This window comes from Brasilonema sp. UFV-L1 (genome assembly GCF_012912105.1).
GTDB lineage: Bacteria > Cyanobacteriota > Cyanobacteriia > Cyanobacteriales > Nostocaceae > Brasilonema.
Genome location: NZ_QMEA01000005.1, coordinates 80,696 through 95,232, shown reverse-complemented (window position 1 = coordinate 95,232; position 14,537 = coordinate 80,696). Strand labels below are relative to the sequence as shown.

11 protein-coding genes are annotated in these 14,537 nt (G+C 39.3%); 8 read left to right on the top strand and 3 right to left on the bottom strand.

Annotation, left to right across the window (positions count from 1 at the left end; all coding sequences use genetic code 11):
* Positions 1-51 precede the first annotated feature (51 nt).
* Positions 52-339 (bottom strand): hypothetical protein, encoded by a 288-nt coding sequence (locus DP117_RS02965; protein WP_169216845.1) that lies wholly within the window; start codon positions 337-339, stop codon positions 52-54.
* Between the two features lie 884 nt (positions 340-1,223).
* Positions 1,224-2,585, bottom strand: a complete 1,362-nt coding sequence (locus tag DP117_RS02960; RefSeq protein WP_169216844.1) for a ParB N-terminal domain-containing protein — start codon at positions 2,583-2,585, stop codon at positions 1,224-1,226.
* 1,182 nt (positions 2,586-3,767) lie between these two features.
* Here DP117_RS02960 and DP117_RS02955 point away from each other — a divergent pair.
* From DP117_RS02955 to DP117_RS02925, 7 genes are all read left to right on the top strand, one after another.
* On the top strand, positions 3,768-4,973 hold the full coding sequence (locus DP117_RS02955) for an ABC exporter membrane fusion protein (protein ID WP_169216843.1): 1,206 nt from the start codon (positions 3,768-3,770) through the stop codon (positions 4,971-4,973).
* A 170-nt stretch (positions 4,974-5,143) separates the two neighbouring features.
* Positions 5,144-6,322: an ABC transporter permease DevC gene (gene devC, locus DP117_RS02950; RefSeq protein WP_169216842.1), complete on the top strand. Its 1,179-nt coding sequence runs from the start codon at positions 5,144-5,146 to the stop codon at positions 6,320-6,322.
* A gap of 62 nt (positions 6,323-6,384) precedes the next feature.
* On the top strand, positions 6,385-7,389 hold the full coding sequence (locus DP117_RS02945) for an NAD(P)-dependent oxidoreductase (protein ID WP_169216841.1): 1,005 nt from the start codon (positions 6,385-6,387) through the stop codon (positions 7,387-7,389).
* Positions 7,390-7,753: 364 nt separating this feature from the next.
* Positions 7,754-8,737 carry a glycosyltransferase family 2 protein gene (locus DP117_RS02940; protein WP_169216840.1) on the top strand — a complete coding sequence of 328 codons (984 nt, stop codon included), beginning with the start codon at positions 7,754-7,756 and terminating at the stop codon, positions 8,735-8,737.
* A 229-nt stretch (positions 8,738-8,966) separates the two neighbouring features.
* A complete protein-coding gene (locus DP117_RS02935; protein ID WP_248277499.1) occupies positions 8,967-9,374 on the top strand; it encodes a DUF2141 domain-containing protein in 408 nt (135 codons plus the stop codon).
* Between the two features lie 108 nt (positions 9,375-9,482).
* Positions 9,483-10,742 (top strand): glycosyltransferase family 2 protein, encoded by a 1,260-nt coding sequence (locus tag DP117_RS02930; protein WP_169216838.1) that lies wholly within the window; start codon positions 9,483-9,485, stop codon positions 10,740-10,742.
* 333 nt (positions 10,743-11,075) lie between these two features.
* Positions 11,076-12,341: a glycosyltransferase gene (locus tag DP117_RS02925; protein ID WP_169216837.1), complete on the top strand. Its 1,266-nt coding sequence runs from the start codon at positions 11,076-11,078 to the stop codon at positions 12,339-12,341.
* Positions 12,342-12,419: 78 nt separating this feature from the next.
* On the opposite strand, the gene DP117_RS02920 is transcribed toward DP117_RS02925, so the two are convergent.
* Positions 12,420-13,655: a tetratricopeptide repeat protein gene (locus tag DP117_RS02920; RefSeq protein ID WP_169216894.1), complete on the bottom strand. Its 1,236-nt coding sequence runs from the start codon at positions 13,653-13,655 to the stop codon at positions 12,420-12,422.
* A gap of 275 nt (positions 13,656-13,930) precedes the next feature.
* Between DP117_RS02920 and DP117_RS02915 the strand changes: the two genes are divergently transcribed.
* Complete coding sequence (locus tag DP117_RS02915; protein ID WP_169216836.1) at positions 13,931-14,524, top strand: chromophore lyase CpcT/CpeT; 594 nt, start codon at positions 13,931-13,933, stop codon at positions 14,522-14,524.
* The last annotated feature ends 13 nt before the right edge of the window (positions 14,525-14,537 follow it).

Sequence of the window (14,537 nt, the reverse complement as noted above, 5' to 3'; positions counted from 1 at the left end):
TCAGCGTTTTAGGAGATTCTGGCAATGTCACAGCAATTTTTGCTAAACAGACTATACAATGCCTGATTCCTCATGTTGTGGTAGTAGATCGATGACATTATTGAAACTTGTAAAATAATCCTGCAGCGCGTTAGCTGCTGGACCAGTAAATTCCATCCATTCAGAAGACAAGTGATTCTGAGGATTTTGAGAAATTGTTTCCCATTGAGACAATGAGAACTGGGGAGTCGCTATGAGCACAGAAACGCTTTTTTCTCCAGAGCTAGTTTGATGATTGAGTTTAACTGCGGCAACGTAGCTGGTGTTAATGACAACGTTCTGTATCTTGATAAATGCCATGATCTATTTCAACATTCAAGATAATATATTCTATGAACTTTGACAAACCAAGTTTGACAAATCCGTTACCGAAAAAACACCCCTCTCAACCTGAAATAATGAAAAAAATAAACCAATAATTGGTAAGAATTCAAAAGTCAACATTCAGGAATCAGAATAGTTAAAGAATCAGGAGAACATTTGATGATTGAATATACAAATCATGCTCAAATCCTTACAAATTAAGGCTTCTGACTACTGAGTGCAGCAATTCTTACAAGAATTAATTATCATCAAGTGATAGCAAGCAAATTAATTTTAGTTTTTTTACTTTCAATTCACTCAATAATATGCTTAGCTACCTGGAAAGTATGATAATTAATAAAAACATTAGCATAAACGATGGAAATTAAATGGTTCGTTTTTAGCACTTTTAGAAAAAAATAGATTCTTGGCAGATATAAACTTTTTAAAAAAATAAAAAAGTATAAGTGTTTACTATTGTTTAGTGACTTGTTAAGTTATTGATTAAGGTTATCAGATAAAATTTGTGAGCATCAAAAAATAAGTATATTTCTTTGTCAATTCACACTTATTTGACAAATATAGCAATCCTAAATCATTTGTAAAATTCTCTCTTCTCTCTTTTCTTGGCGTTCTTGGCACGCCAGGTGCTTCAAGTCGGCGGAGCCGCCCAACGCACTGGCTTGTCTTGGCGGTTCGATATTTTTACAACTCAAATAGGATTGCTATACATACATTAACTGAATAAATATCAGTGTTTTTTCTAAAAACATGGTAATTACAGTAGTTTTCACTTGGATAGAACACAGGTGGGTTGTTGTAGAGTGCCCACCCTAGGTTTGTTGAGAAGAGTGCAAAATCTGAGCAAATTAATTTTATAGTTAAGATGATCCTATTTTTTCTGCTTGCTTTCCACTCCACTCTTGCCACCGTATGATTCCGCGACTGACCAATTCTAGATTTTCACCTCCAATAAAACAAGTACGTCCCATCTTTTCACAAGCAATCAGGATTTCACCGTGTCCCATAAATGGAGCAATGACAAAATTATTTGGATTTGTATACATGTTTAGTAAGTAAACGACTATTCCCTCAACTCCTTCTATATGAATTGGTATTTGTGGCTTGGATATGGATTGGCGGGAAAAAATACCTACATACAAATTACCAAGTACTAATTCGTATTGAAATGGCATGCGAGTGCGACTACAAAAGTTATAAATGTTGCCTTCGGAGCGTACTACGGCGACAACTCGAGCTTCATCTACTAAGTAATCATGATTCCAAGTTGGGGAAAGAGTGGCGATCGCCAGAGCCGCATTACCAGGAAGCAAGTTCATGAATTGTTGACTATCAGTATCTCCACAATAGACAAGATGTTGTTGATTGAGCATCCATTCGTCACCAACGTTAACCCAAGGCTTCTTGCCTTGCACAACTGTTGATTTCCTTGCTTGATGCTGCTCAACCAGAGGCTGAGCTTTCTTTGCAGCCAACTTAGCTTCTCTTTTTGCCATAGCAATTTTAAAGGCTTGCAACTGAGCTTCTTGTTGTCTCAGCCGCCATTGCTCGGCAATTTTAGCTTGCTGTTGGGCAAGTTGTTTGTCTGTTTGAGCTTGAGCTAACTCCAGAGCCTGTTCCGCCTGTTCTGCTAAGGCGCGTTCTTTACTCCCTGCTCTAGCTATCCTGAGCAATTCCGTTTTGACATCGGCGATGGGCGTACCTTTAATTTTTTGTTTGACTTCTGGGTGAATATCTTTGGCTATCTGCTTATCGTGCTGCAAGCTACGCTCACTGTATCCAACTTCTTTGGCAAACTCTAAATTCGTCTTGGGAGGTGGTGAAATCGTTTCACGACCTGTTTTCAGGGTATGCTGGTTATCTCCTGCTTTCGCCATGAGTCCGAGTCTGTCCAAAATTTTCTGGCGTTCCAATAGCATTTCTGCTCGCTCTAGAGGTTTTAACTCATTGCGGATAAAATTCTCGTCAATCTCCGCCAGACGAGCTTGATCAGCATCCTCGTAATCAACAACATGACACTGGATTTTTTCTAAACCAAGTAGCCGACAAGCTGTCAGACGGTGTAGTCCAGCAATCAAGTTCAGTTTTCGGTCTACTGTGATCGGGTTCAATAGACCGTTAGCCTGAATTGATTCTTTCAACTCTTCAACCTTGTCGCCGTTGATTGAACGGCGGTTAGGACCAATTTTAATTTGGTCTATGGATACTGACTTTATAGGCATAATTGCTGCTCTTTAGTGTTGTCAGCGAGAACACTAACAATAAGATATCGCTAGTTTATTTCATAAGTACTATCAAAAACAGAAATTTCATAATAATTCTGATGAAAATATTTTATGTCTCCTGACTCTGCTACGAGCCATCTAAAGAATGAAGTATAAATTATTCGGTGAGTCATGAACTTCACTGATTCCTCCAAAACGTGAAATAAGGCGCTTTGATTTATTTTTTTGGATCTGCCTATAACTGTAAGTCCCAACGCTGATAGCCGCGTGTCCATTAAATGAGTGATTTAATCGTAATGGTGCAAGTTCTGAGTTATGAAATCTTTATCCTTTTGATGATTCTACTGACTGACTTAAAATTACGGAAGTAAATCACCGTCAGAAAGTTCCCTGTTTAGTCTTTGAATTATTTGTCTGAGGGCGAACCAGATCAGAAAGTTCCCTGTTTAGTCTTTGAATTATCTGTCTGAGGGCGAATCAGAGAAGTTAAAAAACAAAAAGTCAACGCCGTCGCAAAAAGACAAATTAAGTTTTTATTTATTTGTAGTTTCTGCAACAACATTTTTTCTAACTTTTGTTCTTTCAAATTGAAAATAAGTCACGCATTTGTCCCCTAAAAAATTGGCAGTACGCCACATGCGGGACTGCCGGGGAACTAAGCGTCGAGCAGTGGCTCCTTTGTTTGATTGATCGGTGGGACAAGACGGGTACTCGTAGTAGTAAGGCTGCCAATTTTCGGCGAGTAAGACCTCGTCAAAAAATCATATGAAATATATGCTTTTCTGGTTGACAAAAATAAAGTTATTTGACACTATGGAAGACAAGTTTTCGCAAATTATATCTGACGTAGCTTCGTGAAACTTGAGACTGAAGTTTCTTAGAAGCGTTTCTAGGTTTTGAAACTAATTGCTCCAAGGTTATTTATGTTGGAATAGAAATGAGTAGATTTTTGTGTTACGAGACAACTTGTCTTTTCTCAGTGACATAGTTATCCTTGGTAGTTTTTTTTCTAAAGCAATTGCGTACAAAAGTTTCTAAAACTCACAAAACTTTTCCAGTCAGAAATATCAGATTCACACAGGAAAAGTTCTCTGGATGAATTTCCAGATGTGTCCACAACAATCAACTGGTATACCCAATTCAAGCTACCCTTCGGTATAACACAATTGAGATGAAAATATGGCATCAGAAAAAGAAAGCCAGTTATACACAAAACCCTCGAATCGGTGGCAAATTATATTAGCAGCTCTTATTGCTTCAGCAACCGGACTGCTCTTTTTTCATAATTTTTCACGAAGATCCAACGTTCATACTCAAGCAGTAAAAGCTCCAGAAGTCCCTCCAACAAAAGTTACGAAAGTTGCTGTGACTGCCTTGGGACGTTTGCAGCCTCAAGGTGAAGTGACGAGGTTGGTTGCTCCTAGTTCACTCTCTGGCGTCCGAGTTGAAAAAATGTTTCCTAAAGAAGGAGATAAAGTTCGTGCTGGACAGGTTGTGGCTTTGTTGGAAGGTTATGCTCGTAGTCGGGCAGCTTTACAACAAGCTTTAGACAAAGTTCAAGTTGCTCAAGCTCAACTCGCGCAAGTCAAAGCTGGAGCTAAATCAGGAGATATAGAAGCTCAACTCGCGGCGATCGCCCGCTTAAAATCACAATCAACAACAGAAGTAGCAGCTAAGCAAGCGACAGTCAGACGCTTGGAGGCTGAGTTAGAAAATGCTCAAACCGAAAACAATCGATACCAGCAACTTTATAAAGAAGGTGCTATTTCTGCTTCTGTTGCAGATAGCAAGCGTTTGCAACAACAGACAGTGCAACAGCAACTAACAGAAGCCAAAGCAAACCTTGACACTACTGTCAACAGTATAAACGAACAGCTCAAAGAGGCAAAAGCTAAACTAGGGAGTATCAAAGAAGTACGTGTTGTTGATGTTAAGTTAGCAGAAACTGAAGTTCAGAGTGCTATAAGTGCTGTTCAACAAGCAAAAGCAGACTATGATTTAACGTACCTCAAATCTCCCATAGATGGAAGAATTTTAAAAATTCACGCCAAAACAGGAGAAGTGAACAGTAATGAAGGGATTGTTGAGATAGGTAAAACATCTCAAATGAATGTGATAGCAGAAGTTTATCAAACTGATATTGGCAAAGTCCGTATCGGTCAAAAAGCAACAATCACCAGCACTGCATTTCCCCAAAAAATAAAAGGAACCGTCAGTGAAATTGGTTTGCAAGTTGACAGACAAAATATTCTCAGTGTTAATCCAGCCGCAGACACAGATCGTAGAGTTATTCAGGTAAAAATCCGTATTGATGATCCAGCAGATAGTCAAAAGGTGGCAAATTTAACCAACTTACAAGTTGATGCCGCCATTCACATTCAGTGAACAGTGAACAGTGAAGGAGTCAGGAGTCAGAAGTCAGAAGTCGGAATTCTTTATTTCTTCCTTCTGAATACTGAATTCTGTATTCTGAATTCTTCTTCAAACTGATAACTGGTAACTGATAACTGATAACTGATAACTGATAACTGATAACTGTATTAAAGGCTGGAATCATGGTTTTTAAAATTCCTTTGGCATGGCTGCAACTCATCCGAAACAAAGTTCGTTCTCTTGTCGCTGTCGCTGGTATTGCTTTTATTGTGATTTTGATGTTTATACAACTTGGTTTTCAAGATGCTCTTTATTCCAGCGCAACCCAAGTGCATCGACATCTCCAAGGTGATTTATTTTTAGTGAGCTCTCAATATAAAGCATTAACAGCAAATCAAAGTTTTTTCCGGACTCGATTGTATCAAGCCTTGGGGTTTAATGGTGTTGAGTCTGTCAGTCCGATGTATATAGGATTTGCTAAATTTAAAAATCCTGTTAATGGTCAGAAATACTCAATATATGTGATTGGGTTTGAACCAGGTAAGCCTGTTATAAATATACCAGAAATTGAAGAAAATGTAGATAAAATTAAAATTCCGGATGTTGTGCTTTTTGACCGTAATTCTCGACCAGAGTTTGGAGATATTGCATATAAATTTGAAAAGGAACAGACTGAACAGATTATTGAAATTTTTCCCTTTAATTCATTAGCTGGTTATCGAGTGAGAGTTGGTGGGTTATTCAGTTTAGGTCCTTCATTTGGAGTAGATGGAAACTTAATTGTCAGTGACTCTACTTTCCTTAGAATATTTCCAAACAGTCGCCCAGCAGAAATGATAGATGTGGGAGCAATAACTCTTAAGCCTAATGTTAATCCGCTAAATGTTCAGCGAGAGTTACAAGCTAATTTACCTAACGATATCATAGTCTTTACCCGTCAAGGATTTATTGATTTTGAAAAAGAATATTGGGCTAACAGAACACCAATTGGTTTTATACTAAATCTCATGTTATCTATGGCTTCTGTAGTTGGTATAGTCATTGTTTATCAAATTCTTTACAGTAATATTTCTAATCAATTAATAGCTTATGCGACTTTAAAAGCTATAGGTTATGCAAATAATTATCTCTTTCATGTTGTGTTTCAGCAAGCTTTTATATTAGCAGTTTTCGGTTACATACCTGGATTTGCTGTTTCTTTAGGTTTATATGATTTTGCGATGCAAGTCACTAAATTACCGATCATGATGTCTGTAAACAATGCAGTCATCGTCTTCATCTCAACAATATTGATGTGTATGATTTCTGGAGCATTAGCTATTAATAAACTCCGGTCTACAGACCCAGCAGATATTTTCTAGCATTCTGAATTCTGGATTCTTTTCAATCAATCTCAATTTTTCATTACAATCTTCTATCCTCTATGAACTTGAACAACAAAACTCTCCTGATCACTGGAACTAGCGGATTTATTGGCTTGCGTGCGACAGAACGAGCTCTGTCACAAGGGATGAAGGTTTGTGGATTACAAGATTCTTCAGATAAGAACAAGAAAGCACAAAATTTAGGTGCTAAAGTCATTTATGGCAGTATCACGGATCCAACTGTTGCTCAAAAAGCGTGTCTTGGAGTAGACATAGTTTTACACACAGATGAACTGGCAAAAGAAGGTGGTTCACTAGACCAATTTCGCAAAATAAATGTTGAGGGAACAATTAACATAGTGAAAGCTGCCAAGAATGCTGGTGTCAAAACTTTTGTTCATCTCTCAAGTGTTCTTGTTTACGGTTTTAACTATCCTGAGCACATCACAGAAGATGGACCATTATGTGGTGAAAATAATCCCTACTGTCAGACAAAAATAGAAGCTGAAAAAGCACTTTTAGAACTGAATGAGCCTGACAATTTTGGCATCATTATCATTAGACCAGGAGATGTTTACGGACCTGGAAGTATTCCCTGGACGATTCGACCGCTTATGATGATGAGGCAAAGATTATTTGCCTATGCTAATGATGGGCGAGGAGTGATTAATCATGTGTACATTGATAACCTCATTGATGCCATTTTTCTTGCTATTGAAAAAGAAGCATATGGAGAAATTTTTAATGTGACTGATGGACAAGAAACAACTTGGAAAGAATATTTTACAAAGTTAGCAGAGGTAGCAGGTTTTGCCGCACCTTTTTCTTTACCAAAAGATGAACTGAAATTATTTCTCCAGTTGCGTTATCAAGGGCAAAAACTCTTTCGCAAACAAGCCGATATTCTACCAGAAGCTGTAGATTTTATGTCTCGCCCTTACGCTTATTCAATTGCTAAAGCACAAAAGTTGTTAAGTTATCAACCAACAGTTGATTTAAAAGAGGGAATGCGTCTGACACAGGAATGGCTGAAAAAAGTAGACATTCAAAAATTGATGCAATAGAGTTCTCACTGAGACCCCATCCTTAAGTCGTAGAAGTCGTAGTGCTTAAGCACTTAAGCACTACTTACTTTGCTTTTCATCCCAGACTCCAAACAACAAAAAGTTCCTGCTTCAAATTTTTACCGAAGAAGAATAGAGGCGTCAGTCGCCAGAATACAGAATGTATTCTGTGCGACTGGCGGATGAATCATGGTTTAAAGCCCCCGGATTTATCCGTGGAAAAAAGAAAAGCGAATTGCATCATTGCTAAAGCCCCCGGATTTATCCGTGGGGATCTTCTGACTTCTGACGACTGACGTCACGACTCCTTTTTACAACGTCACAAATCTCATATTTCACGGAATCTCTGCACAATGTTTTTCTTATGAGCAATAACCAGCCAAGATTGAGCATTGGACTACCTGTATACAATGGCGAAAAATTTATCAAAGAAGCCATAGATTCACTTTTGGCTCAGACCTTTGAAGATTTCGAGTTAATTATCTCAGATAATGCATCTACAGACAAAACTGAGGAAATTTGTAGAGCATACGCTGTTAAAGATAAACGCATTCGTTACTACCGCAATGAAAAGAATATCGGTTGTGCTCGTAACTTCAATCGCGTCTTTGAATTGTCTTCAGGTGAGTACTTTAAATGGGCAGCTCATGATGATCTGCATGCTCCAGATTTTCTCATGAAGTGCATTGAGGTACTTGACAAAGACAATACCATTATCTTGTGTCACTCCAAGACCTATTTCATTGACGAACACAATAAATTTCTACAAAACTACGATATTCAACTCCAAACTGATTCACCAAAATCACATAAGCGTTTTCATGAGCTTCTTGCTAAACACCTGTGCTACCAAATTTATGGAGTGATACGCGCCAGCGCCCTCAGAATGATACCACCTATGGGCAGTTACGGTCATGCAGACGGAATTTTCTTATTAAGACTTGGTTTAGTCGGTCGGTTTTATGAAATTTCCGAATATCTGTTTTTTGCTAGAAGCCATCCGCAACAATCAATGAGTATGTTCTTTCCAAATTACTTGTTGCTTGCTAACAAGAATCCACAATACTCGTTGAGTATGCTGCCTGATTACTATTCATATACAGTGTGGTTTGATTCGTCAAAGAAGGGTAAAATTTTGGTTCCACATTGGAGAATATTTTGGGAGTATTTGTTCTCCATATGGTATTCACCACTGAATTACTACGAGCGAATTTGTTGCCATGTCAGTTTGCTAAAACAGCTAAAAGGAACAGAATATCTTTTGATAAAAGACCTGCTTCTAGCTGCTCAAATGTTCTCTAAACGTTTGCAAAGAAAACCAATACAACAACAGGCAAGCGTTTTTTAAATTAACTCAGTTACATTCTAACATCAAGCCTGTAGGCGATCGCCTACAGGATTAATAGAACAGACTGAAGCTATTTATAGTTCCTTGCCACTCAAGTAGAAAAAGCTCAAAAACACTTTTCTACTTCTTAAAACCAAAGTAAAAGAACTTGTTGATAACTGCATAGATTATGTTTAGAATATTTCAAGCCAACACTTTTTTTCTCGCTATCATAGCAATCATCAGTTTAATGAGAACAGTGAATGCAGAGTCACCTGCAACACTCACCGTTGTCGTCAATGGGCTACATCATAAAAAAGGTCAAGTTTGCCTAAGAGTATACTCCAGTGAAAAAGGATTTCCTGATAGTAATACTAGTGAAATACAAAGTGGTTGCACTCAGATAACAGGAAGTTCTGTGAAGAAGCAGTTCTCAGGCTTGAAGCCAGGAACTTATGCTGTCGCCGTAGTTGATGACCAAAATGGAGACCACAAACTAAACAAAGACTTTTTCGGTATTCCAAAAGAAGGTTTTGGTATTTCCAAAAATCCAACTGTATCAATATCAACGGGCACACCAAAGTTTCGCGATGCGAGTTTTCTGCTCAAAAAAAATACAACTATCAATATAGACATGAAATATTCACTCGACCCATAAAACATCAAACAGTAAAGAGTGAAAAGTGAACAGTTATCTGTAGCTAACACTGTTAACTGTTCACTGTTTAGTGATAATTGCTCACTTCATAAAAGACGACACTGAATTATGAAAGAGTTGGCGATATTCCTGTCTAAGTCTTTGCTGGGCTGGTTGGCTATTCAAATGTGTATAACGGTTGTTTTTTTGTTGTACCTGCGCTCATCCCAGAAAAACTCATTACCAGACGACGAGTTGCCTAAAACTGCAGTTATTCTCTGTTTACGCGGGGCTGATCCGTTTTTGACTAACTGCTTGCGATCGCTGTTGAATCAGAACTACCCACGGTATGATTTAAAGCTGATTGTTGATAGTCAGGAAGATCCCGCTTGGAAAATTGCCACTGATACGATCCGGGAGCAAACAGCGACTAACGTCCAAATTAGCCCTTTGAAGATAGCGCGCCAAAATTGTAGTCTTAAATGCAGTTCCCTAGTGCAAGCTGTCTCGGATTTAGACGATTCCTACAAAGTCGTTGCCCTAGTAGATGCTGATACAGTCGTCCATCCCAATTGGTTACGTGAATTAGTCAGCCCTCTAGCCCATCCCAAAGTCGGAGCGACCACAGGTAACCGTTGGTACCTGCCGACAGGTAGATATTGGGGGTCTTTGGTGCGGTACGTAGGTAACGTATCTACAGTGGTGCAAATGTATGTGTTCCGAATTCCTTGGGGTGGGACTTTGGCTGTGAAAACAGAACTACTTCGCCAAACAGAACTGCTAGATAAGTGGGGACAAGCCTTCAACGAAGATACCATGATCCGCAAGGTCTTGGAAAAATATGGGATGCGGGTCAAGTTTGTGCCTTCTCTAATCATGCTCAATCGGGAAGAGTGCGAATTACCTACCTTAAGATACTGGATAATGCGCCAACTACTCTGTACTCGGCTTTATCACCCATTATGGCCGGCTGTAGTGAGTGATGCGATTTCCAGCATACTGATGCCTACTCTTGTCATGATGTTGTCTCTAGTAGCGTTATTGAGCGGAGAATGGAATGTTGCGGCTTTGTCGTTTAGCTGCTTTAGCATTTATACACTGGGATTACTTTTTCTGATGCTGGCATTGGAGCAAGCAGTACAGCAAGTCATTCGCAAACATGGTGAGCCGATGACAAAATTGTCAGCTCTAACAATAGTGAAAATGCTAATAGCAATTCCCTTAACACAGTGGGTTTACGGATTAGCGATGATATTATCCCTGAGGATGCGAAGAGTTAACTGGCGCGGAGTCACCTATCAAATCAAAGGTCCTTGGGGCATCCGTTTAGTTGAATACCGTCCTTATCGGTTATTAGATCAACCTAATAATAATAAGGTTTCTATATAGTTGGTAATTCGTAATTATTAACTACATTTCTTGTTCCCACCCAGAGTGTGGGAACGAGTAGACGACCTGATACTTCAAAAATCCGTAATCTAGAGTAGCGAATTGGTAGACGTAGTTTCTTAAAATAATTGGCAAAATAGATTCATATTCACTAATTATATCTCGACTTAAAAATACCATAAATATGGTAACTAAAGACAGAGAAATTATCCAGTTTATTAAGAATATTTAGCAATGCGTAAATCCTAAATTCATCTGAGCTATTGCTGACAATTTTACTTTTATTGGACAGCAGTTTTTAGCTCTATTAAAATACAAAAATACACAGAAATTATGAACAAGCAACCTCTTCGTATTGCGATTTTTACAAGTTTGTATGCTCCTTTCTTAGCGGGAGTTTCTGTAGCAGTACACCAGCGAGTTTGCTGGCTGTTAGAACAAGGGCATGAAGTCTTTCTTGTTCACCCTCAACTCAACGACAAATTTCCCAAATCTGTTAGCAACCGTCCCATGCCAGGGATAGAAGAGTTAAACCCTTTTCCTAATTTTTCTGCCTACGCATTTCCAACACAACCGCTGATATTTTACAAGTCTCTTCCACAACCATTACACTATCGGCATTGGAGTGATACTAAGTTATTAGAGAAGTTCCAACCTGATATTATAGTCGTTGAAGAAGCGGCGCAAATCAGAGGATTTTACTCACTTTATTTACAAGGTTACGGTCGTCCGATTGGGGCTGAATACGCAAAGCAAACAGGTACCCCGATAATATCTCTCTTTCATACAGATATTGTTGCCTATATCGAATATTACTTAGGAAATCAGTTTTTCAGCCTGATTCGTCCCATCATCCCCTTTTTGATTAAGCAGTTCAGCGAAGTTTATGATGTCAATCTCTTTCCTTCTCGAAAACAGCTTGCTAAGTACGAACAGATGAAATGCCAACGCAGTGAATATCTCCCCTTTCAAGGAGTTAATTGTCAAAAATTCAATCCAGAAAACATCTGTTATAACCCTATCCCTAACGATAACCGACCAACTCTGCTTTTTGTCGGACGCATTACCGCAGAAAAGAATGTTACTCAACTTATAGACGCATATCCACTCATCGCTGCCAAAATTCCTGATGTCCATTTGGTCATCATTGGAAGTGGTCCTTATGATACGGAAATCCGTAAGCGTGCTGAAGAGTTTAAATCCGGTGTGACTGTATGGGGCGAGTCCCACGGAACAGAACTTTTAGGTTGGTATGCTCGTGCAGATGTTTTTGTCAATCCCTCACTGACTGAAAACTTCTGCACATCAAATAACGAAGCTTTGGCTTCTGGTACCCCTGTTGTAGCTGCTGTTGCACCCTCAACTTTGGAGCAAATCAAACCCGGTTTCAATGGCTTGTTAGCTCAAGCAAATAACCCAACTGATTTTGCTGACAAGGTGATTGCAATTCTTCAAAATCCTGAACTGAAAAAAGAAATGTCTCAACAAGCCCGCCTCTCCATACTTGAATTTGATTGGTCAGCATGTATGGAAAAGTTTGAAGATAAACTTTATGAGCTTGTTCAAACACGTAAACAGCTAGAAGCAAAGGTCGTGTAAACAACGTGAACCGCAGATGAAATAGAGAGTGAGTGTGGGAAAATGTATCCTCCTTCCCTCTCTCCCTCCTCATCCTCTTTACCGAGAAGTTTGCCCAGAGATTTTTTGAATTTGCTGGGTGAAATATGCTTCGTTATGGTTCAATTGTTGTGCTAGCTGTAGCCCTTTTTGAAAAGCTGTTAATGCTTGTGGATAGTCTTTACGTTCCAAATGAATTTGCCCAATTTGGTCATAAGCATTCATTAAACCGTAAAAGTTGACCGCTTGCTCTTGTGCCTGCAAGAGAACTTGGCTGGCTTGTAAAGCCTCTTCCATTTGTCCTTGAGAACGATACAACGCAATTAACTTTTGCAAAGCTTCACTAGCAGGAACGTATTGCTGTAATTGCCAAGCTATGGTATAGGCTTCTTTATAATTTTTGAAAGCTTCTTGTAGTAAGCTGGGGTTTTCTCGTGCTAAAGATTCATAATCTGAGGCAATCTCCTGCTTCAATGCTGGTAATTGGATAAAGTTGTTTTGGCTTTGGTAGATTTGTGCTAGCTGATTACGTATCTTTATTGATTTCTCTAGTTGTTTTTCTTGCTTGTAAATATAAGCGAGTTGTTGTAGATATGCTACTTCGTTAGCAGACTCGCCTCTTGAGGAAGTGAAAGTGAGCAATTTCTCGTAAGTCACCGCTGCTGATGCATAATCAAACCAAGCTAGATATAATTCTCCAAGGGTCTTTAGTATATCTACTTCTGCTGTAGTATCTCCTTGTTGTCGCACTGCTGCTAGAACTTGCTCATAAACCTGTAGCGCCTGTTTAGGCGATCGCACTTGTTGGTAAGCTTGACCGATGGCTCGCAACAATTGTAAATCTATCGTTTTTTTGGATTTCGTCGCTTGTTTTTGGATAGCTTGCAACCGTTGTGTGATATACTGCACCTCCTGGCGCTCGTTTTCTCTCCAGGCAATTTCACCCACCCGTGACAGTGCTTGCACCTCTGGTAATGGACCTAAAAAGCGACGCAAGCGCAGTTCTCGGTTCCAAATATCGAATGCTGTTACCTTGTCTCCTGCTTGTAGTGTAGCTGTAGCTTGTTGATTGAGCTGCTCTAACGCTGGTTCTAAATTTTGACTCTCTTCGGGAGTCAGCGGCTTTTTATCTTTTGGTGAACGTGGTAGCAGTGGATCTGGTGCGGTAATTTCTAGCGGATTCGGAGGAAATTTATCTGGCTGTTGAGGCTTTTTGCTCGCTGCTAGTGTTAGCGAACTGCAAACGAGACAGACTGTAACAGTGGCAGTCATGGTAACACTTAAGCGCCGTAGGATAGACATTTTACCTTTTTGTTGCATCACAAAGACAAATTAATTCACGCATCCGACACTTCGCTCAAGTCGGGGAACCCTTTCTGTGCGAGTGTCCTTTCAAAATTTAGAATCTTTCCCTACTTGACGATAGTCCGCAAAAAATTCTCCTGAGAGCCAACTACAAGCTATACAATACTTCCTAATACAATTTATTTTATCCAGCTACACCTTGGTAGTTTTTAATACCAAGTAGCTTGGTTAACCCAATCCAAAATTCAGAATCTAAGATTGGAAAAATGACTCATTCTACTGATATTGCCACGTTAGCTCGTTGGATGGCAGCAGATTTCAGCAATCAAGAACAAGCTTTTGAAAACCCACCTTTTTTTGCCCACATTCGCGTTTGTATACGTCCTTTACCTTTGGAATTATTATCTGGGGTAAGTTTATTTCTTGAACAAGCTTACGACTATCAACTTAATTTCCCTTATCGTTTAAGGGTACTAAAATTGATAAATGCAGAAAGCCACATACTCATTGAGCACTACAGCGTCAAGGAAGAACAAAAGTTCTACGGTGCATCCCGTAATCTCGAACGCTTGAAAACTTTAACTGTAGAAGATCTAGAAAAACTACCAGGCTGCAGCATGATTGTAGAGTGGACAGGTCACAACTTTAAAGGCACGGTAGAGCCAGGTAAGGGCTGCATTGTCGTTCGCGATGGGCAAAAGACCTACCTTGATAATGAATTTGAGATTGATGAACACAAACTTATGAGTACTGATCGCGGACGTGACTTCCAAACCGATGAGCATATCTGGGGTTCTGTTGCTGGGGCATTTCACTTTGTTCGCTGGGCGAGTTTTGCAGACGAAGTGAAACTCCAGTGAAGCGCCTTGTATT

Bases quoted from the DNA above. Each gene is read 5' to 3' on its own strand.
- DP117_RS02930 (WP_169216838.1), top strand. From the start codon at position 9,483: ATGAAAGAGTTGGCGATATTCCTGTCTAAGTCTTTGCTGGGCTGGTTG.
- DP117_RS02965 (WP_169216845.1), bottom strand. From the start codon at position 339: ATGGCATTTATCAAGATACAGAACGTTGTCATTAACACCAGCTACGTT.
- DP117_RS02960 (WP_169216844.1), bottom strand. From the start codon at position 2,585: ATGCCTATAAAGTCAGTATCCATAGACCAAATTAAAATTGGTCCTAAC.
- DP117_RS02925 (WP_169216837.1), top strand. From the start codon at position 11,076: ATGAACAAGCAACCTCTTCGTATTGCGATTTTTACAAGTTTGTATGCT.
- DP117_RS02945 (WP_169216841.1), top strand. From the start codon at position 6,385: ATGAACTTGAACAACAAAACTCTCCTGATCACTGGAACTAGCGGATTT.
- DP117_RS02955 (WP_169216843.1), top strand. From the start codon at position 3,768: ATGGCATCAGAAAAAGAAAGCCAGTTATACACAAAACCCTCGAATCGG.
- DP117_RS02940 (WP_169216840.1), top strand. From the start codon at position 7,754: ATGAGCAATAACCAGCCAAGATTGAGCATTGGACTACCTGTATACAAT.
- DP117_RS02915 (WP_169216836.1), top strand. From the start codon at position 13,931: ATGACTCATTCTACTGATATTGCCACGTTAGCTCGTTGGATGGCAGCA.
- devC (WP_169216842.1), top strand. From the start codon at position 5,144: ATGGTTTTTAAAATTCCTTTGGCATGGCTGCAACTCATCCGAAACAAA.
- DP117_RS02935 (WP_248277499.1), top strand. From the start codon at position 8,967: ATGAGAACAGTGAATGCAGAGTCACCTGCAACACTCACCGTTGTCGTC.